Genomic DNA, 21,933 nt, shown 5'->3' on the forward strand with positions numbered 1-21,933 from the left:
GTTATTTTTCCGCAATCGTGATCATCTGTTTGGACAGGCGCGCCGCCCGCTCGGGGGGGAGCAGTTGGAGCACCTCGGAGGCGTTCTTGGCTTTCATGCGCGGCAGGATCGACACGACCGTCTCATCGTCGAGGTTGGTCATGAGCTTGGCCACGGCGTGCGAGTCCATCCCGTCGTAGAGCTTGGCGAGACCGGCGGTGCGGGCCGATTCGGCCTGTTCAAGCACGAGCATCTGGCGGCTGACCTCGTTCTCGCGGCGGACGAGATCGTTCTCCCTGGTCTTCAGTTGCGACTCCCATTGGGCGAGCCGTTTCTGCTCCTCGGCCAGGTGGTCGGCCGTCCCGGGTGCGCCCTCGATCGCCGGTGCCGTATCACCGGCGGCCGCACTCTCCGCCGGGTCGTAGTCGAGCACGTTCAGGTTCTCCTGAATGAGCGCGAGCATGTCGGAGTCGTCCTCGCCGGCCAGGAGACTGTCGAGGATCTGGTCGTCGGTCAGTTGCGCCGCCTGGGCGGCGCGGTTCCCGGCGAGAGTGCTGTCGGTGTCGCCCGGTGCGACCGGCGCGGTGGACTTCCCGCCGAGCAGCAGGAGCGTTCCGACCGACGCCGCCGCGATCACGGCGAGGCCGAGACCGCCGTAGAGGAGGTAGGTCAGAAGTCCCTTTTTGGCCGGGGGCGGATTCGGCGTGGGCGCGGGGGTCGCAGCCGGTGCGGGCGGGTTGTTGGACGGGTTTTGATCGGTCACACTAATACTCCGAGCTACATTTTTCCGAGGGAGCACTTTGCACAGCCCGTGCCAATTCTCCCGCGCCCGGTGTAAGTGTCGCATTGATTGGAGGTTGCGGGCTGCTCGCGGCGGGCGCGGGCCGGCCGGAAAGCGGCCCGGCGGGAAGAATTTTCCGCTTCGATGGGAAAGATGGGATCGCCGCGGGGCGCGGCGCGGGACCGCCCAAAATCTGTATTTATCGACTGCGGAACACGATTTTTCTTGACTTATCCGCACCTGACCGGTACAATGGTCGTGAATGAAACGAAGGATTCCCGGCACTGCTCTTATCGAACCTTGGCGACACACTCCATGACATCTCGAAAGGCGGACCGTAGGGACCGATGCGCAATAGTGCGCTTGAACGTGCTGTGTTCTGCAATGTGCGAAAAAGAATCTCCGCAGGGCAGGGCCGGCCAGACGGAGAGTTGGTAGAATGAAGATCTACATTGGGAACATGTCGTACTCGACGACCGAGGATCAGCTGCGCCAGGCGTTTGAAGCCTTTGGCGAGGTCTCGGAGGTCAACCTGGTCATGGATCGCGACAGCGGTCGGCCGAAGGGATTCGCTTTCGTCGAGATGCCGAATCAGGACGAAGGCAAGGCGGCGATCGCGGCCATGAACGGCAAGGAGTTCGACGGCCGTACGCTGAACGTCGACGAGGCCCGGCCGCGCCGTGAAGGCGCGGGCGGCGGCGGCGGCGGACGCGGCGGACGGGGCGGTTTCGGCGGCGGCGGCGGCGGCAATCGTCGCGGCGGCTGGTGAGCCCCCGAGTTCCCAAGCCCTGACATGAGAAGAAGGCCGGTGTGAACCGGCCTTCTCTTTTTTTTGCCTTGGGCGGCGGGGCCACGCCGGCCGGCCGCTCAGTTCACGGCCTCGGCCAGCTGGAGGCGGCGGTAGATCCGCGCGTAGTCGCCCTCGGCGTCGATGAGGGCGCTGTGGGCGCCCTGTTCGACGACGCGACCGCTGTCGAGCACAAAGATCCGGTCGGCGCGCTCGAGGGTGTCGGGGCGGTGGGTGATCAGTACGGCCGTCATCTCGGGCATGACCTCGTGGAGGCGTTCCCACAGCTCGGCCTCGGTGCGGGAGTCGAGCGCGCTCGTGCAGTCGTCGAGCACGAGAATTCTCGGTTTGCCGACGAGCGCGCGGGCGAGAGCCAGGCGCTGCTTCTGCCCGCCCGAGATGGCCACTCCCCGGGTGCCGATCGGGGTCTCCAACCCCTGCGGGAAGCCCGCGATTTCGCCGCGGAGCCGGGCGACGTCGATCGCCCACTCGAGCAGCGTCTCCGAGATCCCCTCGCGGCCGAAGATGATGTTGTTGCGGATCGTGTCCGAGAAGAGGACCGGTTCCTGGGGCACGAACCCGATCGCGCGGCGGAGCTCCTCGAGGCGGTACTCACGCAGGTCGAGGCCGTCGAGCCGCACGGTCCCCGCGGTCGGGTCGACCAGCCGGGGGATCAAGTTGACCAGCCAGCTCTTGCCGGAGCCGACTTTGCCGACAATCGCGGCGGTCTGGCCCGGCGCGATCTCGAACGACACGTCCTCGAGGATCTTCCGCTCCATGCCCTCGAAGGCGAAGCTGACGTTCTCGAATGTCAGCCGCCCCTGGCCCTCGCCGTTGGGGCTGAGCCGGCCGATGTCGGCCACCATCGGCGGCACCTTCTCCAGCTCGACGAGGCGGTCGATCGAGACCGCCGACTGCCGCGACTTGACGAGGAACTGCCCGATGTCGAACATCGGGAAGACCAGCCAGGTGGCGTAGTAGATGAAGGTGGCGATGCTGCCGATCGACAGGTCGGCGTAGAGCACGCGGTAGCCGCCGGCGAGCAGCACGATCACGACCGCGAACTGCCACAGGTAGTGGTAGAGCGAGTCCATGACGGCCGCGATCCGCACGGCGTCGATCTCGGCCTTGCGGCGCTCCTCGGCGGCGCCCGTGAATTTCACCTTCTGGGCCTGCTCGCGGACGTACGCCTTGACCACCCGGATCCCCGAGAAGCAGGCCTCCATGACGTCGTTGAAGTCGGAGATGCGCTTCTGGAGGGCATCGTAGCGCCGGTCCAGCAGCGAGCTGCTGCGGAAGAACAGGACGACGATGAACGGCAGCGGCAGGGCGGTCCAGGCGGTCAGGCCGGGACTGATCGTGAGCATCGAGGCCACGATGAAAACCACCGCGAGCGTCGCCTCGTACAGCCGGAAGATCCCCGAGCAGGCGAACCAGGAGAGCTTGTCCTGGACGTCGTCGGTCATGCGCGTGAGCAGATCGCCGGACCGGTAGTGGTTGAAGAAGTCCGGGCCCTTGGCCGTGATGCCGTCGAAAGCCTCCTGGCGGAAGTGCCACTCGAGGCGGGTGTTCATCCAAGCCCGCCAGGACTGGAAGTAGGCGTAGAGGGCGTAGGCGATCAGGCCGAACAGGATGAACGTCACGGCGTAGGCGGCGGTCGTGTTCAGACCGATCGCGCGGCCGAGTTCGCTCAGCCACCCGGCCGCGCCGGTCCGGGGGGCAGCGCCCGTGTTGAGGTAGTCGATAGTCAGCCCGATGAGGCGCGGGAGCGCCACCATGAGAGCCGTCTGCAGCGGAGTGAGCACGAGCAGGATGACGAGCACTTTGGGGTAGTGCCGCCAGTACCGCCAGAGCCACCGTATTTTATCCCGCATGGGTCATTACTCCGTTTCGATGCTTGAACTGCAGGTGGAACAGCTTCGAGTAGTAGCCGTTCGCCAGGATCAGTTCGGTGTGCGTGCCGCGCTCGATGATTTCGCCGCGGCGGATGACAAGGATCTGGTCCGCATCGAGAATCGTCGAGAGACGGTGCGCGATGATGAGCGAGGTCCGGCCGGCGGTCAGCCTGCGCAGCGAGGCCTGGATGGTCCGCTCGGTTTCCGGGTCGACCGAGCTGGTCGCCTCGTCGAGGATCAGCACCTCGGGGTCGACGGCGAGCGCCCGGGCGAACGAGAGCAACTGGCGCTCGCCGCGGCTGAAGTTGGAGCCTTTCTCCGACACCTCGGTCTTGTAGCCGGCGGGGAGCCGCCCGATAAAGGCATCGGCCTCGACCGTCCGCGAGGCCTCGACAATCTGCGCCTCGCTCACCGCACCGTTCTCCAGGCCGATGTTGCCGGCCACGTCGCCGGGGAACAGGATGATGTCCTGGAGGACCAGCGCGAACCGCCGGCGCAGGTCGGCCTGGCGCAGGTCGCGGATGTCAACGCCGTCGACCGTGATCCGTCCGCGCTGCGGGTCGTACAGCCGCAGCAGCAGGTTGATGACGGTCGATTTACCGCCGCCCGTGACCCCGGCGAGGGCGACCCGCTTGCCGGCGGGGATGTCGAACGACACGTCGCGCAGCACCCAGTTGTCGTCGTCCCCGTACGAGAACCAGACGTTTTCGAAGCGGATGGTCCGATGGAGACCGGGCCAGTCGACGGGCCGGGCCGGGTCGAGCACTTTCGGCCGGATCGAGAGGAGGGCGAAGATCCGGCGGGCGCCGGCGATTCCTTTCTGGAAGACGCCGAGCTGCTCGGCGGTCCGGGCGATGGGCTCGAATTCGCGCCAGATCAGCAGGATGAACATGACCATGGTCCCAGAGGAGACGCCCCACATCGACCCGAGCAACAGGACCAGCCCGACTTTTACGAATTCGATGTAGCCGAGCAGGTTGAAGAAGATGCAGACGCCGATGTTGACGTAGGAGTCCTCGCGGAACTTGCGCTCACTGGCGTGCGACACGCGCGCCCGCGCATAGGCGCCGCGGTGGAAGATCTGGACGATCGACATGCCGTGCAGGAACTCCGCCAGCGCCGCGGTGACCTCGGCCGCCCGCTTGCGCACCTCGAGGAAGCGGTGCGAGGTGAGCCGGTGGAAAACGTAAATCATGAGGGCCAGCGCGGGCAGCGACAGCGACAGCACGAGCGCCAGCCGGGGGTGGTGGTAGAACATCACGCCGAGGATCCCGACAATCAGGACGACGTCGCCCACGATGAGCACGACCGTGTTGGTGAAGAGCATGCGCAGCGACTCGGTGTCCGATTCCACCCGCGCCATCACGCGCCCGACCGGGTTCTTGTCGAAGTAGGAGACGTCGAGCGAGAGGATGTGGTCGAACAGCTTGCGCTTCAGGTCGAGCATGACATTCTGCCCGATCGTCTCGAGCTTGACGCGCTGGATGTACATGAGCGCCAGGGAGGCGATCTGGAGCAGCACCACGGTCAGCCCGACTTTCACGAGCGGGGAGAAATCCCGCTCGGCGGCGGGGCGATCCAGTTGTCCGCGCAGGATCTTGTCGATCGCCTGCTGGATCAGCCAGGGCCAGGCGAGGGTCATGGCGGTCACGGCGACCAACAGGAGCAGGCAGAGCGCCAGACCTTTTTTATGAGCGGCCAGGAACGGCAGCAGGCCGCGAAAAGCCCGGCGGACGCTGACGTCCTTTTCGTCTTTGCCGATGTCCTCGTGTTCGTACAATTCCGCAGTCATTGTCGGCCTCGTTCACAGTCTCGATTGGTGCGGCGGAGCCGCGGCCGATCCGGCGAAAAAAAACCCGCCGGACCCTGTCTCGGTGCGGCGGGGGAAAATTCTCTCGTGGGAGCGGCCTAAACAGACACACTCCTCCCGCCGCATTTCTTCCCGTTCGGCATGGCAGCCGAGATGTAGACCTTAAGCTGGATCACGGAATCCTCCTGAGTCTATCACTATGCAGCGGTCAACAATTCATCACAGCATTAGGACGGCGTCTCCGTCCCCTTTGTTTCGCCAAGTAACGCCTTTTTTTGTTTTTGTCAATCGCTTTTTTTTCAGTCTCGCGGCTACTCCTGCACCGTCCGCTCGGCGCGGTTGATCGACCGGTCCGACCCTAATCCGTAGGCCTCGGGGTTCTGGTAGCGGCCGCGCTCCCGCGCCGGTTTGTCAAGCTCGACCGCGATGCGGTGGGTCTCCGCATAGGGATCGTGCCGGATCCCGGTCACCTGCCATGAGACCTCGATGTTGGGCTTGTCGGTCCTGATGACGAACCGTCCGCCGGCGACTTTTTCGGCGATGATCGCCTGGGCGAAGTCCCCGATCACGGTGAGCTGGTAGCGGAAATCCCGGTTGAGGGCCTCGAAGTAGTCGGGCAGCGTCACAACGGCGTAGCCCGCGGCATCGGTCGTCACCACCCCGTCGTAGATGTTCTTCATATCGGGGGACTCGACGAAGGAATGCTGGAGGTACCTGTTTTCCGGATCGAGCGGGTGGTCGATGCGGAACGACCCGGCAGCTTTGGAGAGGGTGCCGGTGACGGCGACGTCGCCGTCGAAGTACCCCGCCCAGTTGGTGGCGCCGGCGGAGGCGTAGGCATAGACGCCGTAGGCGGTTTCGCCGCCGAGGCCGAAAGCGGCGAGGCCGCGCGAATAGCCGGCGGTGGCGTCGGCCGCCCCGGCCAGGGCATAGACCCCGGTCCGGTAGCCCGAATGCGCGACCGGCCCGGAGGCGGCGGCATACAGGCTGTGGACCGAACCCGCGCCGTTGTTGGCGGCCCCGAGACTCAGACCGTAGACGAGGCCGGGACTCAGAAATTCCTTGCTCACTTCGAGAGCCGCGGAGGCGGAGGGGGCGCCGGCGCTGCCGATTTTGACGCCTCCGACAAACGTCTTGGCGCCCGTGACTGTCTGGGCGCCGGAGAGGCTCGCGGCCGTCCCGGCCACTTTGTCGACCGCGATCGCAGCGGTCGGCGAGATGTCGGCGTCGACAATGGTGCCGTCGGCGATCTCGGCGGTCTGCACCGAGCCGTTGGCCAGGTCGAGCGCGCTGAGGGTGTTGTCGAGCACTTTCTCGGAGTTCACCGAGCCGGCGGCCAGTTCCGCCAGGCCCACCGAGTTGGCCGCCAGTTGCGGATCGGGATAGGTGCCGGCCAGGTCGCCCCCGGCGGGATCGCCCAGCTTCATCGCCTGGTCATAGCGGATGGCATCGGAGGCGAGCTGTCCTGGGGCCAGGTTCCGGATCAGGCGCCCCGACATATACAAATCGCCGATCAGCGCGCGGCTGCCGTCGACCCGTACGTACTGGGGGTGGTCATCGTCGAGCAGTCCGGTGAGGCTGCCGTGGTCGGAGGTCCCGCCCGGCGAGGCCAGGGCGTACGCGGCGGTGTCGGCGCGCACGGCGCGGAAAGCGAAAGCCGCCGAGCCGAGTCTGATCCGCGGTTGTCCCTCCGCCTGACCCTCGATCGAGAGCCCGACCCAGAGGTTGGTATCGGCGAAGAGGTCCGGAGTGAGCGCGGGCATCGGGGAAACGCCGAGGTTGAGGGAGAAGAGGCCGCCGACAGTAGTGACGGTCACCACCCCCGAATTCCAGACTTCGTTTTCGGGCAGGGCGGCGGTCGGGTCGTTCCAGATAATGATGCGCACGTCCGCCGGACCGTCCGCTACCGGGATGCCGAGGTCATCGGTGAGCCGGCCCTGGAACGAAATCACCTGGGGGGCGCCGGCCATGAGGGCGGCGGCGAGAGTCACGACCGCGGCCGCCGCCACGGCGGTGGATCGGGGAATTGACATAGCTTATCTCCTTGCGATTTGCTGCTCTGGCAAAACCGTCGGGCGGCGTTGTGCGATGCCGGCCAGGAACGATGCGGGAACCTGAGAAATTCCGCCGCCTTGTGCAAGATACTAGGAAGTTCAATTCTGTCAAGGCAACACGGAGCGCGCGATGCCCTCTCACCGCACGATCGGCACCGTCTGACGGCGGCCGCACACGGTCGCACCGAGCAGGCATGAGCCCCGGTACACCGTCTCCCCGAACCTGAGCGGATTGTTGACCGTGAGCTTGTAGTAACCCTTCGGCAGATAGCGCGCCAGAAGGGGAAGCGCGGGGCGGTCGGACTCGAGGAAGTGCAGGGTGACCGACACGAAGCAGGTGTCCGGGGCGACCTTGAACTCGAGGGCCGGCGCCCAGGCATTGGGGTCGACTTCGTTGGTGCGCACGAACACCGAGTCTTTCCGGTCTGCTCGAATCAGGGTGAAAACGGAGTCGGCGTGGACAATGCGCGGCTCCACCCAGACCTCGTCGTAGAAACCGCGCGGGACGGTGGGCTGGTCGGCCACCGGCGGGGGCGGGGCGCACCCGATCAGCGCCGCGGCCGCGGCCAGCACGACCGCCCCCAGGCCGGCGAGACAGCGGACGAGCACGCTCATGGCAGGTAGGTGACCTCCCGGCGGTACTCGTAGTCGCCGACTTTGATCCGGATGGTGTAATTGCCGCGCGGCATGCGCTCGGGCGGCCGATAGGGTATCCAGTGGGTGCCGATGTCGAGCACCGTGTCCGGGAGCATGACATCGAAGTGCACGTCGCGCCGGTTGAGGATCTCGGCCGCCACCGGTGCGCCATCGGCCGTGAGGACCACGCCGATGCGGAAGGGGTTGTCGGGATCGAAGGGGGTGAGGTCGCTCTGCAGTTCCCACAGGGAGTAGCGGGCCGTGAGATTTTCCCAGCTGAGCGCGCCGCAGTAGTCGACGCGGCCGCGGTATTTGCCCTCGGGCACGCGGAGGCCGGAGTCGTCGCGTTTGTCCCAGTAGAAGTTGTAGTAGCCGGGGGCGGCGAGGAAGTCGACGAGGCGGCGGACGACCCGATTGGCGGAGTCGACGACCTCGACGATCATGCGGCAGCGGGAGGTGCCTTCGGCGGCCGCCCAGATGCGGAGGCGTTCGGCCTCGGCCGAGTCGGCCGGTGGAACCTGAAGCCCCTCAATGGTCTGCGCGGAGGCCGCCGCGCCCAGCAGGAGCGCCGCGAGGCACCCGGCCGGAATTGCCCGAGTCATCTTCATAAGCAACTATATATGTATACACGCGAACCGGCTCAAGGAGAAAGATGTTTTCGCCGTCCGCCCAAAAGCCGGTGGCGCGGCGCGGCGCCGATGTCTATACTCCTGTCCGATGGCCGCGCGAGTTGCAGGTATGATGAAGTTCTGGGAGTCCATGGCCACAGGGCGCCGCCGGGGCAAGGTCCTGCTGGCGCTTATCGTGCTGACGCTGGCGGTCTATGGCCACATGATTTTCGTCTCCATCCCGGCGGTTTCGGCCCGGGCCGGAGGGATGCAGATTCTCGACCTGATGCCGGTCGGGTACAGCCCGGCGTACGCCGCGCAGTTGTTCGAGCGACTGGGGGAGGCGGGCCGCCGCGCCTACCTTACCGAGCAGATCCCGGTCGACCTGCTCTACCCGTTTCTGTTCGGAGTGACTTTCGCGTGGCTTCTCCTCTACCTGATGTGGCGGGTTTCGCCGCGGCGGACATGGGCCCTCGGGGCGGCGGCGATGCCGCTCCTGGCGGGCCTTTTCGACTACGCGGAGAACGCCGCGATCATCGCCATGCTCGCCTCCTATCCGGACTTCTCCCCCGGCCTGGTGCGGTGGAGCAGCGGGTTCACCATCGCCAAGTCGTGTCTCACCACGCTCTCCGTTGTCCTCCTGCTGGGCGTGCTGGCGGCGGCGGCGGTGCGGCGGTTTTCCCGATCCCGCCATCCTGCGGAGGCCGCATGAACCGCATTACGGCGGTTGAATTCCGCGCGCGGCTCGAGGCCCTCTGCACCCAGCGCAACAACCCGGGTCTCCCCCGCCGGCGGCGCGACCAACTCATCCTGCTCGGGAGCATCGTGCGGGAACTGGTTCCGGGGCGCACCTACAGCGAGCCCGACATCAACGCGGTGATCGCGGCGTGGCTGGCCGATGTCGGCCGGTCGATCGATATCGACTTCGTGTCGCTGCGCCGGCAACTGGTCGATGAAGGCTTCCTGGCGCGCGATCCGGCCGGCAACGCCTACCGCCTGGAGCCGCAGCGGACGGCCGACTTGTTCGAACCCGAGACGGCGGCGATCGACCCGGCGCAGGCAGTGCGGGAGGCGCGGGAGCGGCGCGAGAAGCGCCGCCAGGCGCACCGGTGAGCGCCGCGATCCCCACTCAACGAGGACGGTATCACAATGACCGGCAGGCACTCCGATCTCTCCGCGGCGCACATCGCCGCCTTTCGGCGCGACATCCGGGCCTTCTACCGCCGCCACGGACGGCATCTGCCGTTTCGCGAGACGAATGATCCATACGCGATCACGGTCGCGGAGATCATGCTCCAGCAGACGACGGTCGAGCGCGTGACGCCGTACTACGAGGCCTGGCTCCGGCGCTTTCCCGACTGGCAAACGGTGGCGGCGGCCCCCATCCGCGCCGTCCTCGCCGCCTGGTCGGGGCTCGGGTACAATCGGCGGGCGCTGTACCTGCAGAAGCTCGCGCAGACGGTTGTCGGCGAGTACGGCGGGGAGCTTCCCTCCGACCCGGCGGTATTGCGCCGCCTTCCCGGAATCGGACCCTACACCGCGAACGCGGTTGCGGCGTTCGCTTTCGGCCGGCGGGTGGCGGCAGTCGACACGAATGTCCGGAAGGTGCTGCTCCACCGGTTCGGGCTCGCGGCGGATGCGCGGCCGGCCGAGATCCAGCGGATCGCCGAGCTCGTGCTCCCGCGCACGGGTATTCGGGCGTGGCACGCGGCCCTCATGGACTACGCGCGCCTCGGCCTCCCGCCCCGGGAGAGCCGGCGCTTGCGGGTGCGCCGCCAGCCGCGGTTCGAAGGCTCGATCCGGCAGATTCGCGGGGAGATCATCCGGCGTCTCACCCGCCGATCCCGAGTCAGCCTGGGCACGCTTGCCCGCGACCTGGGGCGGTCGATGGCCGAGGTGCGGGCGGCCGCCGAGGGGCTGGCCCGGGACGGTCTTGCGGTGGCGACCGGGCGCACGGTGCGGCTGCCCTAGGGAGGGGAAAACCGGCTCCGGGCGCCGACTTCCCGCTTGGCATATCCGTGCCCGCCCACTATATTTAAGGCGTACTGCGATATCCGCCGATCAAGCGATTACAGGATCTGTTGCAGGAGCCGTTCATGTATTTGGCGAAACCGTCAGCCCCCGTGGCCCCCTTCCGCGTTCTCCAAGCCCTCCTGGTTTGCCTGGTGCTGATCGCCACGATTCCGCGGCCGGCGGCGGCCGCCACGATCAACGTTCCGGCCGACTCGGCCACGATCCAGGCGGCTATTCTCGGGACGCTCCCCGGCGACACGGTGCTCATCGCCCCCGGCACATACCACGAGAACATCTCGTTCATCGGGCGGAGCATTGTCGTGCGGTCCTCGGGCGGCCGGGAGGCCACGATCATCTACGGCGACAGCGTCAACGCGGCGGTCCGTTTCGAAACGGGTGAAGACACCTCGGCGCACCTGGAGGGGGTGACAGTGCGGCGGGGGGGCGCCGCCGGCGTTCTGTGCACCGGCGCGTCGCCGACAATTCACGACTGCACAATCGACAGCAGCACGATCGGCATCGACCTGGCCGCCTCGCAGGCGATCATCGGGCAGTGCGACATTCTGTACAACTCCTCGCACGGCATCCGGCTGACCGGATCGCTGGCGACGGTGACGATGTGCACGCTTTCGGACAACGGCGGGTCCGGGATCTATGGCGAGAACGCAGCGGTTTTTACGGGCAACACGCTGCGGCGCAACGGGAGCTACCCGCTGGTGCTGGGGGCGGCCTCGATCGGTCGCCTCGCCGCAGGCAACCAGTTCATGGTCAACGCGATTCAGGCATTCGGCGTTCTCGGCGGCACGGTCGGCGATTCGGCGGTCTGGAAACCGCTGAGCGGCATTTCAACATTCGTGATCCTCGGCGGCGGCGACCTCTCGGTCGCCGGTCCGCTCGCGCCGACCCTCGTGCTCGACCCGGGTGTGCGCCTCGAATTCGCGGTCGCGACCGGGACTCTCTCGGTCGGTCTGGGGAACCCCGGCACGCTGATCGCCGATGCCCCGTCGACCAACCCGATCAGCTTCGTCCCGCACGCCTCGATCGCGCAGTGGCGGGGGATCCGCTTCGAGAGCAACGCCCGCGACGAGGAATGCCTGCTGCGCAACTGCCTCGTCCGCCGCAGCCAGGGGATCGTCTGCAACTTCTCCTCCCCCGTGTTCGACAGCTGCCGGATCGACAGTTGTGCGGGAGACGGTCTCTCGCTCATCGGCTCGCAATCGGTCATCGGCAATTGCGTGATTGCCGATAACAGCGGCGTCGGTATTCGCCTGAGCTCCTCGCAGGTCCCGGTCACCGGCTGCGAGATCTCCGGCAACGGCAGTTACGGCGTCTACGGGACCATGCTCACGGCGTTTTCGGGGAATGTCGTGTCGGGCAATGCTGCCGCCCCGCTGGCTGTCGGCCCGACCTCGGCCGGCCGCGTCGACGCCACCAACAGCCTCGCCGGAAACGGCGACCCCACGATTTACGTGCTCCCCGGCACGGTGTCGGCCTCGGGCACGTGGCGGGCGCACCCGGGAATTGAGCGGTATGTGGTGGCGAGCACGGCGGCCGTCAACGTGCAGGGGGCGGCGACGCCGGTGCTGACGCTGGCGGCGGGGGTGCGGCTGGAGTTCGGACACCCCTCCTACGGGCTGATTGTCGGCGCGGCGGCCCCCGGCGGGCTCATCGCCGAGGGGACAGAGGAACTGCCGGTGCTGCTGGTACCGGCGGGTCCGGCCGCCTCCTGGGGCGGGTTGGCCTTCGGCGCCTCGGCTGTCGACTCGCTGTGCCGCCTCGGGCACACGGTCATCCGGCGCGCCCAGACCGTCGCCTGCACCGACGCCTCCCCGGTCCTGGACAGTTGCCGGATCGACAGCTGTCTCGGCGACGGGCTGGCGCTCGTCAACAGCCAGGCGCAACTGACCGGCTGCACGATCGCCGATAACGGCGGCGACGGCATCACGATCAGCGGGCTGCCACCGGGTATTTCCGGCTGCGCGATCACGGGCAACGCCGAGAACGGCGTAGTGGGCGGGCCGCTGGAGGTGTTTGCGGGCAACACGATCGGCTTCAACGGCGGCCACGCGCTCTGGCTGGAACCCAACAGCGTGGGCCGGATCGCCGCCGACAACCTTTTCTCAAGCCCGGACCAGACGATCGCCGTGCAGGGCGGGATCGTGGGCGAGTCCGCCGTCTGGCGGGCCTTCCCCAATGTCCGGCGCTACCTCGCCGGGACCTCGGGGATCGTCTACGTGCAGGGAGCCGGCACTCCGGTGCTGACCCTCTCCCCCGGCCTTCGCCTGGAATTTCCCTCCGCCTCGTTCGGGCTGCGCGTCGGGTACACCGCCGCGGGCGGGTTGAAGGCCGACGCCCTGGGCGGCGAGCCGATTGTCCTGACCCGCGACACCAACACCGCCTCGTGGGCCGGCCTCCGCTTCAGCGACCAGACGATCGACTCGGCGTCGTATCTGAAAAACTGCATCTACCGTTCGGCGCGCAGTCTCTATGTCGCGGACGCCTCGCCGATGATCACGGACTGCACGATCGACAGCTGCACCGAGTCCGGGCTGACGCTGACCAACAGCGTGTCGCGGGTGCTCCGCTCCCGGATCACGGACAACGCCGTGCACGGCGTCTCCGTCAGCGGCGGGACGCCCTACCTGGCCAGCAGTCTGATCAGCGGCAACGCCCAGTGCGGTGTGTATTGCGCCAATGACGCCAAGCCGGTCATCGGTTCGGTCGCCGGAGCGGGCTGCAACCTGTCGCGGAACGGCACGTTCGCGCTGTACAACGACGGCGCGCAGACGATCTACGCCCGCGAGAACGCCTGGGGGGACGACGATTCCGCGGGGGTCGCGGCGCTCATCTGGGACCAGGTCGATGATCCCTCCAAGGGTTGGGTGCAGTTCATGCCGTTCGTGCTGGGCTATGTCTGCGGAGACGCGAACGGCGACGGGGTCGGGAACCCGGGCGTGGCCGACGTGACCTACCTAGTCGCCTATCTGTTCCGGGGCGGCCCGCCTCCGCCGGAGATAGACGCGGCCGACGTCAACAACGACGGGGCGGTGCGAATCTCCGACCTGGCCTACCTGATCGCCTTTCTCTTCCGCTCCGGCCCGGCCCCGTACTGCTGGGAGTACGGTCCGAGCTGAGCTTTCGGTGTCGGCCGGCCCCGACCGACCTGTGCAATTTTCCACCGGCACCGCTTTTCCTGCGCCTTTCCGGGAAGATGCGCGGCTCTCCGGTGTAATCCCCTCGAAGACAGCGATCAACCGCCCTAGTTAAGGAGGTGGCGTATGCGCCGCACAGGACTCTTTCTGCTGTTTGCGATCCTCACCCCGATGTGGATTGCCGCATCCGGCGAGCGAAAACCAACCGCCACAGGAACCATCACCGGTACCGTCACCGACAAGGAGACGGGCCGGCCGGTGACCAGTGCCTCGGTGCTGGTCGTCGGGACCGCCTTCGGCGCCCAGACCGATCTGGACGGCCGCTACCGGATCGACAACGTCGCGCCGGGTTCCCACCTCCTGCGTTTCAGCCACGTCGAGTACCGTACTGTCGAGCTGGCGGGCGTCGAGGTGGCTGAAGGATCGACCGCCGTGCGGTCGGTGGCCCTGGAGAAGAACGGCGCGGTCAAAAGCGACGTGCGGATCCTCGGCACGAAGGACAAGCTCGGCGTCCCGGAGAGCAGCAGCCAGGCTCCGGTGACCAAGGAGGAAATCCCGATGTACCGGTTGCCGGCAGAGGATCAGGCGCTCCGGCAACCTCCGGATGCGGCCGCCGCCGGCCACGGGGTTGAGATCTTCATGCGCGGCGGCAGGGCGGGCGAGGCGGAGTACATTACGAGGGAGAATTCGCTCCCGCCGGCGCACGGCGGCTCGGCGATCGTCAACGGGCAGCCCTACGACGCCATGTTTTTCCGCGACTACGGCGTCAACCCGTTCGTCGACACCGATGACGACCATCTCTCGACCTTTGCCGTCGATGTCGATGACGCCTCCTACATCATGACCCGCTCGTATCTTCAGGACGGCCACCTTCCGCCGGCCGAGGCGGTGCGGACGGAGGAGTTCATCAACCACTTCACCTACGACTACGATCCTCCGCGGCGCGAGACTTTCCGCGTCTATGCCGACGGGGCGCCCTCGCTGTTCGGCGAGAAGACGCGCCTCTTGCGGATCGGCATCAAGGGACGAGAGATCGATCCTGAGGAGCGGAAGCCGGCGACCTTGGTGTTCGTGATCGACGTCTCCGGGTCGATGGCGCGGGAGAACCGGCTCGGCCTGGTGAAGCAGTCGCTGCGCTACCTGGTCGACCAGCTCCTGCCGGACGATCGGGTCGGTATCGTCGTGTACGGCTCCTCGGGCCGGGTGCTGCTCGAGCCGACGGGAGCGGGCCACCGGACCAGGATCCTGCGCGTGATCGACGGCCTCGAGCCGGGCGGTTCGACCAATGCGGAAGAGGGCCTCCGCCTGGGGTATCGGATGGCCGACCGCAACTTCGTGCGCGGACAGATCAACCGGATTATTCTGTGCTCCGACGGCGTGGCCAATGTCGGCAAGACCGGTCCGGAGGAGATTCTCCGCGACATTCGGCGCTACGCCGAACGGGGAATCACGCTGACGGCGGTCGGGTTCGGCATGGGCAACTACAACGACGTGCTCATGGAGCAGCTCGGCAACAAGGGGGACGGGTTCTACGCCTATGTCGACGATGCGGCCGAGGCGCGCCGCGTGTTCATCGACAACCTGACCGGCAACCTGCAGGTGATCGCGCGCGACGTGAAGATTCAGGTGGAGTTCGACCCGCGTGCGGTCCGCAGCTACCGTCTGCTCGGGTACGAGAACCGCGACGTGGCCGACCGCGATTTCCGCAACGATGCGGTGGACGGCGGCGAGGTCGGCGCCGGGCACCAGGTGACGGCGCTGTATGAGATCAAGCTGTGGAGCGACGGGAACCGCCGCGACAAACACGCCATCATCGACCGGCGCGAGGACGATGACGGCGCCCGGCCGGGCGATCTCGGCATCGTGCGGATCCGCTACAAGGATCCGGACCGCGACCGCGTGGCGGAGATCACCGGGCGCATCACCGACGAGGTGTTCGACCGCGCGTTCGCTGAGGCCGACCCCGATTTCCGGCTGGCCGCCGCGGCCGCCGAGTTCGCCGAGATCCTGCGCCACTCCTACTGGGCGCGGGACTCGCGGCTGTCCGATGTGATTCGCGTGGCGCACCGCGTCCGGAGCGAGACCGGATCGGAAGAAGCGGCCGAACTGGCCGACCTCATTGCGCGCGCCATGCACTATGAAGACGAGCTCGCCGAGCGCTGAGCGCGGGAGCAGCTCTTTCGAGGGCGCGGCCGAACGAGGGATCGGCCGCGCTTTTTCTTGGCGCGCCGCGCGGGCGCCGGCGGAGGATCCGGCGGAAGCGGCTTGCCCCGCCGTTCCGTTCTGCCTATACTGTCGCGCTGTGGAGAATCTCGCGGGACATGACAGAACGCGGCGCGCGGCCGCAGCCGGCGTGGCAGAGCGCTTCGCCGCGCGCTACCGGGGGGCGGTCGACGATTACCCGGCTTTCCTCGCGACCCTGACCCGTCCGCCCCGCAACACCTTCCGCGTAAATACGCTCAAGGCCGACGTCGGGGCGACGGTCGCTCGGCTGCGGGCCATCGGATTGACAATCACACCTCTGCCGTGGTTCGAGGCGGCCTTTGCGGCCGACCCGCACATCAACCTCGCCGCCACGCTCGAGCGCTTCCTGGGGACCATCTACATCCAGGAGGCCGCCTCGATGCTTCCCCCGCTGGTCGCCGCCGGGGAGCTGCGCGGCGCCCGGACGGTGCTCGACGCCTGCGCCGCGCCGGGTTCAAAAACCACGCTCGCCGCGGCGATCATGGCCAACCGCAACGTCATTGTCGCCAACGACCGAAGCTACGGCCGGATCCGCGCGCTCCAGTTCAATGTCCACAAGTTCGGGGCGATCAACACCCTCATCACCAACTACGAACTGCAGCTCTTTCCGAAAGCGTCGTTCGACACCGTCCTCCTCGACGCCCCCTGCTCGTCGAGCGGGACGGTCCGCAAGAGCCCGAAAGTGCTCGAGACCTGGACGAGCGCCGTCTCCGCCGGCTACGCCGAGCGGCAGAAGGATCTGATCCTGCGGGCGTTCGACCTGCTTCATCCCGGAGGCACGCTCGTCTATTCGACGTGTTCGCTGGCGCCCGAGGAGAACGAAGGAGTCGTGGATTTCCTCCTGCGCAGCCGGCCGGCCGAGACGGTTCCGGCGGCGCTGCCGGGGTTCCGCTTCGCGCCGGGTCTCGCGGAGTGGGAGGGGCGGCGGTACCTCGCGCCTGTCGCCCGCTGCGGGCGGGTCTGGCCGCACGCCAACGATACCGACGGATTTTTCGTGGCGAAGGTGGTGCGATGCTGACCCCCTGCCCCGACGAAATCCGCCGGCAACTGCTCGCCTGCCTGGCCGAGCGTTTCGGGTTCGACACGGCGCTCCTCGAACCGTACGAGTTGTACCTGTCGGAATCGGCGCGGCAGAAGATCTTTCTCGGGCCGAAGACTGATTTCCCGCTCGCGCGGACCGACACCGGCGGCGTGCTCATCGCCCGCGCCGGAGCGACCATCAAACCCGCGACGAGCTTCTTCCAGTTGTTCGGCCGCCACGTGACCCGCAACATCATACATCTGGAGCGCGGGCAGGTGGCGCCCTTCTGCTCCGGAAGCGACCTCGAGCTGGCGGAGAATCAGATCGGGGGCGCCGAGCGGGGGTTTGTGATGGTGGTGTGGGAGGAGCACTGTCTCGGCTGCGGACTCCTCAAAGGGCGGACGCTCGAGAACCAGATTCCCAAAGCCAACCGGCTTACCTTGGAGCAGTGGTAGCGGGCGGTCGCCCATGGTGGCGGGCCACCCGCCCGGCCATGATCTCCTGCAGGTCAGGACCCTTGTGTTCCTGACATTCCTGCCAACGACGTAAGCGGTCCCGTCACGACCCTTGTGGTCCTGACCGACACAACATCCTTCGTGGGAACTATCCGCCCTGCGCTACGGACGGCTCTGCTCGGGGCTCCCGGCGGGCTGGTCCGCTGCATTTGCGTCCCCATCTCCCCCGCCCAGGCTGAGCATGTAGTCCGCCACCAGCTGCAGTTTTTCGTCGCCGAGGTGGGCCATCGAAGGCATAGGCTGAAATTGCGGGCGTTTCTTACCGGGGTTCTTCGCCCACTGGACGATGCCCGCCGGGTTGTTGGCGTAGAGCGAGTAGATCTCTTTGATGGACGGCGCGGCGAGGACCTTGTCGAGCGCATGACAGGCGGCGCAGTTTGAGAAGACGCTCGGCCCGGTCGGAGCGCCGCCGACCGTCTCGCCGACCCCCAGCCCGGCCGCCAGACGCATCCGGGCCGCCAACTCCACCGCGGCGAAAGTAGCGGTGCGGTCGGCGACCGCGAGCCGGTGCCGGCTGAGGGCGGTCTCGCGGTAGAGATGGCGGCCGGTCGCCATGAAGAGCGCAAGGACGGTGAACAGGGCGATGACCGCGCCGTAGCGGCGCCCGATCGCCGGATTGCCCGCGCGGGTCTCCCGCCAGAGCAGGGCCAGAATGAGAACGACGAAAACCGCAGCGACGCCGACGACGGCGAGCAGAGTCCAACTGATGCCACGCAGCGGGAGCGTGAGCAGCAGCAGAGGCCCAAAGACGAGTTGCGCCGCCGTCGCCCAGAAAGCGAGGCGGTAGAAGAGACCGCGCAACTCGGCCCGGGTAAAAGCGGGAAGCAGCTGTTCGACCGGGAATCGCCGGCGGCCGAACCAGCCCGCGAGAAACAGGCCGGTGACGGCGAGCGAGGCGGTCAGGAAATGGAAGTAGCGCGGGAAGACGTTGCCGTACTGCAGCGACGAAAAGAACCCGCGCACCGCGGACCATTGGTCGGGAAAGAGCATCAGGTTGATGTTGGCCAGGAAGATGAGCGGGATCATCAGGAAGAAGAACGCCCCGGCGGCCCCGATCACGATGTGATGGTTCTTCGCCGGCCCGGTCCAGCGCTCCCAGGTGTACTTGTGGAGGTAGCTCAGGAGGAACGCGGTGATGACCAACGGGACGAGCGAAATCCAGGCATAGCCGGTGAGCGCGTTGGCCGAGTAGAAGTAGAGCGTATAGAGCAGGTTGATGCACAGGAGCGGACCGACGCCGAGCACCACGGCGAGGCTCTTGCTGACGGTGATGGTGGCGCCGATCCGCCGCGCGAGGGCATCGTAACGGGGATGGGAGCGGCCGACAATTTCGCACACGACCGTCAGCAGCGACCCGCCGACCATCAGATTGACGAACACGATGTGCAGGAGAAACAGGACGACCAGGAACACTTCAATCACGGCGGGGTCGAGCGGCAGAGGCAACGACAGATCGCGCGGGACGCGGGCGGCAAGGTCTAGTGGAGCCATCGTCATCACCTCCCCTCACTGCCCCGGCCCGGCCGCGGCGGCCGCGGCCCGCGGGGAATACCCGACCGCCTGCGCGCCCGGCAGACCGCGCGGCCGTTCCTGCAGGTCTCTCAGATAGGCCGCCAGGGCATCCGCCTCGGCCGGGGCGCCGGGAAACGGCGGCATGAAGGTGCGGGTGTTGTGCATGACGGCGATGAAGGAACTCAGGACGGCCGGATCCCAGGGCGTGTCTCCGTAGAGGTTGCGGAAACGGGTCAGGACGCTGTTGACCCCGCTCACCGTGTGGCAGCGGGAGCAGGCGAGCATGTACACATCGCGGCCGGCGTCAACCTTGTTGGCCGAAGTGACCTGGCGAACGGTGCTGTAGGCGGAGTACGTCAAAATCCCGTCGCGCTGGAAAATCGGCAGCTCCGACATGGTCACCCCGTTGGAGTACATGTAGTCGGCGACAACGTGGGGTTTGCGAATGAACTCGCGCACGCGCTCGAAGTGGCCGAGCGTGTAGAGACCGAGCAGGAAGGGGATGACGAGCACGGCCCGGGGAATCAGGGCCGGGCGGGCCAGGCCGGCCAGCGCGATCAGGACGGTGAGGGCGAGCACGGCCGCGACGACATAGAGGAAAGTATCGTACCACTGGGTCAGGCGCTGGGTAAGGAAAGCCACATCGAGGTTGGCCGCCATCGGCGCGGGCACGCGCCGCCAGTACCAGACAGCCCCGATGAGAACGACAGGAGTCCAGGCGAGCACCCACCCGGACACGATGCGCACTACCCGCCGGCGAAGTTCGGGGCGGGTCCGGGTGAAGAAGAAGGTCAGGAACCAGACCGTGAAGCCCGCGGTGACCATGGCCAGCCCGGTGCGGAACACCAGCTGGGGGAGGTAGAGCGGGTTGAAGACGGCCGAGAAGAAGCTGCGGTCGGCCGCCCAGGACCCGGTCCCCATCATGAAACCGAGGATGGCGACGATGATGGCCATGGTGAGCCAGGAGCCGACGGCGAGGACGGCGCCCACGGCGTTGTGCAGCGCTTTCCAACGGCCTTCGCGCCAGCGCTGCCACATCAGGAAGTACACGATGACCAGGCCGACCTCGCTGATGAACACCAGCCACTCGATGAACCAGGCCCAGAAGAAGACGCGGATGAGGCTGCCGATGCCGAAGGGGGCGATGAGAGCGGCGGTGAGCCAGATCCCGACCCCGGTGAGAGCGCCGAAGGTCGTGGTGATGATGAACAGGACGAAGGTGATTTTGTAGGCGAGAGCATCGAGGTCGAGGTCGCCGCGGCGGCGTCCCCACCACTCCAAAAGCGCGACCAGCGGCCAGGCCCCGACCGCCATGGGATGGTTGATCATGACGTGGGTGATCGCCACCGCCGCCATGAGCAGGCGATTGCCGATGAAATCCAGATAGAACAGCGGAAAATCCATGGCTCCTCGCACGCTGCGGCGGCGGGAACGCCCGCCCGCCGGTTCCCACGATACCGGCCGCCGCCCCGGCCTTAAGCGCCGGCCGCACGAGGACTCAAAGGTACGCAACGCGGGCTGTGCCGTCAATTATTAATCGGAACCGACCCGCCGGCGAACGATGCGCGGTTGCACCGGCCGGGGATTTGCGTATATTCCACCGCTATGACGTACCCGTTGCTCACGCTCAAAGCCGGGCGCGAAAACGCCCCGGCCAACCGCCATCCATGGATCTTCTCCGGCGCCCTCGCCGAGGGCAAACCGGAGGTCCCCCACGGCGCGCTCGTCCGGGTAGCCGAGGCCTCGGGCCAGGTCATTGCGACGGGAACGTACTCGGCCAAGGGGATGATCGCGGTGCGCGTGCTGGCGTGGGAGGAAGCGCCCATCACGCGGGAGTGGATCCGCGAGCGGGTGCGGGAGGCGGTCGAGCGGCGAAGGCTGGTCGGAATCGGCGCAGACGAGACAGTCACCGGATACCGGGCGGTGTTCGGGGAGGCCGACGGGCTGCCGGGGCTGGTCGTCGATCGGTACGGGGAGGTGGCGGTCGTGCAGTTCGCGACGGCCGGCGCGGAGGGACTGCGGGAGCCGATCCTGCAGGCGCTGGCCGACGTGCTGACGCCGGCGGCGATCTACGAGCGGAGCGATCTCCCCGCGCGCACCGAGGAAGGCCTCGCGCCGGCCAGCGGGCTGCTCTCCGGAGTGCTTCCGGAAAGAGTGGAGTTTGCGGAACACGGGCTCAGGTTTACGGCCGACGTGACGGGCGGGCAGAAGACGGGGTTTTTCCTCGATCAGAGAGATGTGCGGCGGCAGGCGCGGGCGCTGGCGGCCGGGCGGAGAGTGGCCGACCTGTTTTCCTACCGGGGAGCGGCGGGCGTCGCGGCCCTGAAAGGCGGGGCCGAGCACGTGCACTGCGTGGATTCCTCGGCGGCGGCGCTTGCCGCCGTGGGGCCGGAGGCGGAGGCCAACGGGCTGGCGGCGGCGCGCATCACGGCTGAAGAGGCCGACGTTTTCCAGTGGCTCGGTCAGCGGTCGGAGCCGGAGTTCGACATGGTGCTGCTCGATCCGCCGGCGCTGATCAAGTCGCGCCGGCATGCCGAGGAGGGGCGCAAGGGGTACCACTTCCTCAACCGGGCGGCGCTGCGGATCCTGCGCGATCAGGGCCTTCTCGTGACCTCGAGCTGTTCGTTTTTCTTCACCGAGGATGACTTCGCCACGACCCTGCGGCGGGCGGCCGCCCAGGCGGGGGTCCAGCTTCACGTGCTGGCCACGGTGCGGCAGGCGGCGGATCATCCCGTGGCCCTGCATTTTCCCGAGTCGTTTTACCTGAAGTCGTTCGTGTGCCAGGTGCGGCGGCGAGTTTAGTGTTGCGGGATCAGGCGGGGGCGGGTATTTTGGTGTAGAATGATCGGACGCCCCCGTAGCTCATCCGGATAGAGCATCTGCCTTCTAAGCAGAGGGTAGCAGGTTCGAGTCCTGCCGGGGGTAT

17 protein-coding genes and 1 tRNA gene are annotated in these 21,933 nt (G+C 67.1%); 10 read left to right on the forward strand and 8 right to left on the reverse strand.

The features are described 5' to 3' along the window. Position 1 precedes the first annotated feature (1 nt). Entirely contained in the window at positions 2-742 is a 741-nt protein-coding gene (locus KA261_12585; GenBank protein MBP7698639.1) for a hypothetical protein, read from the reverse strand. A 457-nt stretch (positions 743-1,199) separates the two neighbouring features. Between KA261_12585 and KA261_12590 the strand changes: the two genes are divergently transcribed. After that, on the forward strand, positions 1,200-1,529 hold the full coding sequence (locus KA261_12590; protein MBP7698640.1) for an RNA-binding protein: 330 nt from the start codon (positions 1,200-1,202) through the stop codon (positions 1,527-1,529). A 98-nt stretch (positions 1,530-1,627) separates the two neighbouring features. Here KA261_12590 and KA261_12595 read toward each other — a convergent pair whose 3' ends face one another. The 5 genes from KA261_12595 to KA261_12615 form a co-directional block, all read right to left on the reverse strand. Then, positions 1,628-3,421, reverse strand: coding sequence for an ABC transporter ATP-binding protein (locus tag KA261_12595; protein MBP7698641.1), 1,794 nt, complete (start codon positions 3,419-3,421; stop codon positions 1,628-1,630). Continuing rightward, positions 3,411-5,234: an ABC transporter ATP-binding protein gene (locus KA261_12600; GenBank protein MBP7698642.1), complete on the reverse strand. Its 1,824-nt coding sequence runs from the start codon at positions 5,232-5,234 to the stop codon at positions 3,411-3,413. The genes KA261_12595 and KA261_12600 overlap by 11 nt, the downstream gene beginning before the upstream one ends. 329 nt (positions 5,235-5,563) lie before the next feature. Continuing rightward, entirely contained in the window at positions 5,564-7,285 is a 1,722-nt protein-coding gene (locus KA261_12605; GenBank protein ID MBP7698643.1) for a hypothetical protein, read from the reverse strand. Between the two features lie 159 nt (positions 7,286-7,444). Next, a complete protein-coding gene (locus tag KA261_12610) occupies positions 7,445-7,921 on the reverse strand; it encodes a hypothetical protein (protein MBP7698644.1) in 477 nt (158 codons plus the stop codon). Continuing rightward, entirely contained in the window at positions 7,918-8,544 is a 627-nt protein-coding gene (locus KA261_12615; GenBank protein MBP7698645.1) for a hypothetical protein, read from the reverse strand. The genes KA261_12610 and KA261_12615 overlap by 4 nt, the downstream gene beginning before the upstream one ends. A gap of 136 nt (positions 8,545-8,680) precedes the next feature. Between KA261_12615 and KA261_12620 the strand changes: the two genes are divergently transcribed. The 7 genes from KA261_12620 (at position 8,681) to KA261_12650 (ending at position 17,435) form a co-directional block, all read left to right on the forward strand. Beyond that, the gene (locus tag KA261_12620) at positions 8,681-9,262 is read left to right on the forward strand and encodes a hypothetical protein (protein ID MBP7698646.1); all 582 of its coding nucleotides are present in this window, start codon (positions 8,681-8,683) and stop codon (positions 9,260-9,262) included. Then, entirely contained in the window at positions 9,259-9,663 is a 405-nt protein-coding gene (locus KA261_12625) for a DUF2087 domain-containing protein (GenBank protein ID MBP7698647.1), read from the forward strand. The genes KA261_12620 and KA261_12625 overlap by 4 nt, the downstream gene beginning before the upstream one ends. A 36-nt stretch (positions 9,664-9,699) precedes the next feature. After that, positions 9,700-10,521 carry an A/G-specific adenine glycosylase gene (locus KA261_12630; GenBank protein MBP7698648.1) on the forward strand — a complete coding sequence of 274 codons (822 nt, stop codon included), beginning with the start codon at positions 9,700-9,702 and terminating at the stop codon, positions 10,519-10,521. Positions 10,522-10,646: 125 nt separating this feature from the next. After that, the gene (locus KA261_12635) at positions 10,647-13,697 is read left to right on the forward strand and encodes a right-handed parallel beta-helix repeat-containing protein (protein MBP7698649.1); all 3,051 of its coding nucleotides are present in this window, start codon (positions 10,647-10,649) and stop codon (positions 13,695-13,697) included. A 144-nt stretch (positions 13,698-13,841) separates the two neighbouring features. Continuing rightward, the gene (locus KA261_12640) at positions 13,842-15,878 is read left to right on the forward strand and encodes a von Willebrand factor type A domain-containing protein (GenBank protein ID MBP7698650.1); all 2,037 of its coding nucleotides are present in this window, start codon (positions 13,842-13,844) and stop codon (positions 15,876-15,878) included. Between the two features lie 190 nt (positions 15,879-16,068). Continuing rightward, positions 16,069-16,977 carry an RsmB/NOP family class I SAM-dependent RNA methyltransferase gene (locus KA261_12645; protein MBP7698651.1) on the forward strand — a complete coding sequence of 303 codons (909 nt, stop codon included), beginning with the start codon at positions 16,069-16,071 and terminating at the stop codon, positions 16,975-16,977. Beyond that, the gene (locus tag KA261_12650) at positions 16,971-17,435 is read left to right on the forward strand and encodes a hypothetical protein (protein ID MBP7698652.1); all 465 of its coding nucleotides are present in this window, start codon (positions 16,971-16,973) and stop codon (positions 17,433-17,435) included. The genes KA261_12645 and KA261_12650 overlap by 7 nt, the downstream gene beginning before the upstream one ends. A gap of 162 nt (positions 17,436-17,597) precedes the next feature. Here the strand turns inward: KA261_12650 and KA261_12655 are convergent, their stop codons facing one another. Beyond that, positions 17,598-18,986 carry a cytochrome c gene (locus tag KA261_12655; protein ID MBP7698653.1) on the reverse strand — a complete coding sequence of 463 codons (1,389 nt, stop codon included), beginning with the start codon at positions 18,984-18,986 and terminating at the stop codon, positions 17,598-17,600. 15 nt (positions 18,987-19,001) lie between these two features. Next, on the reverse strand, positions 19,002-20,411 hold the full coding sequence (locus tag KA261_12660; protein ID MBP7698654.1) for a c-type cytochrome: 1,410 nt from the start codon (positions 20,409-20,411) through the stop codon (positions 19,002-19,004). Positions 20,412-20,612: 201 nt separating this feature from the next. Between KA261_12660 and KA261_12665 the strand changes: the two genes are divergently transcribed. Continuing rightward, on the forward strand, positions 20,613-21,809 hold the full coding sequence (locus KA261_12665; GenBank protein MBP7698655.1) for a class I SAM-dependent rRNA methyltransferase: 1,197 nt from the start codon (positions 20,613-20,615) through the stop codon (positions 21,807-21,809). Between the two features lie 49 nt (positions 21,810-21,858). Beyond that, positions 21,859-21,932: transfer RNA gene (locus KA261_12670), tRNA-Arg, on the forward strand. The last annotated feature ends 1 nt before the right edge of the window (position 21,933 follow it).

The organism is Candidatus Zixiibacteriota bacterium (assembly GCA_017999435.1).
Lineage (GTDB): Bacteria > Zixibacteria > MSB-5A5 > GN15 > FEB-12 > JAGNLV01.

Bases quoted from the DNA above. Each gene is read 5' to 3' on its own strand.
- KA261_12640 (MBP7698650.1), top strand. From the start codon at position 13,842: ATGCGCCGCACAGGACTCTTTCTGCTGTTTGCGATCCTCACCCCGATG.
- KA261_12655 (MBP7698653.1), bottom strand. From the start codon at position 18,986: ATGGCTCCACTAGACCTTGCCGCCCGCGTCCCGCGCGATCTGTCGTTG.
- KA261_12605 (MBP7698643.1), bottom strand. From the start codon at position 7,285: ATGTCAATTCCCCGATCCACCGCCGTGGCGGCGGCCGCGGTCGTGACT.
- KA261_12635 (MBP7698649.1), top strand. From the start codon at position 10,647: ATGTATTTGGCGAAACCGTCAGCCCCCGTGGCCCCCTTCCGCGTTCTC.
- KA261_12665 (MBP7698655.1), top strand. From the start codon at position 20,613: ATGACGTACCCGTTGCTCACGCTCAAAGCCGGGCGCGAAAACGCCCCG.
- KA261_12595 (MBP7698641.1), bottom strand. From the start codon at position 3,421: ATGCGGGATAAAATACGGTGGCTCTGGCGGTACTGGCGGCACTACCCC.
- KA261_12615 (MBP7698645.1), bottom strand. From the start codon at position 8,544: ATGACTCGGGCAATTCCGGCCGGGTGCCTCGCGGCGCTCCTGCTGGGC.
- KA261_12590 (MBP7698640.1), top strand. From the start codon at position 1,200: ATGAAGATCTACATTGGGAACATGTCGTACTCGACGACCGAGGATCAG.
- KA261_12620 (MBP7698646.1), top strand. From the start codon at position 8,681: ATGATGAAGTTCTGGGAGTCCATGGCCACAGGGCGCCGCCGGGGCAAG.
- KA261_12610 (MBP7698644.1), bottom strand. From the start codon at position 7,921: ATGAGCGTGCTCGTCCGCTGTCTCGCCGGCCTGGGGGCGGTCGTGCTG.
- KA261_12650 (MBP7698652.1), top strand. From the start codon at position 16,971: ATGCTGACCCCCTGCCCCGACGAAATCCGCCGGCAACTGCTCGCCTGC.
- KA261_12660 (MBP7698654.1), bottom strand. From the start codon at position 20,411: ATGGATTTTCCGCTGTTCTATCTGGATTTCATCGGCAATCGCCTGCTC.
- KA261_12600 (MBP7698642.1), bottom strand. From the start codon at position 5,234: ATGACTGCGGAATTGTACGAACACGAGGACATCGGCAAAGACGAAAAG.
- KA261_12625 (MBP7698647.1), top strand. From the start codon at position 9,259: ATGAACCGCATTACGGCGGTTGAATTCCGCGCGCGGCTCGAGGCCCTC.
- KA261_12630 (MBP7698648.1), top strand. From the start codon at position 9,700: ATGACCGGCAGGCACTCCGATCTCTCCGCGGCGCACATCGCCGCCTTT.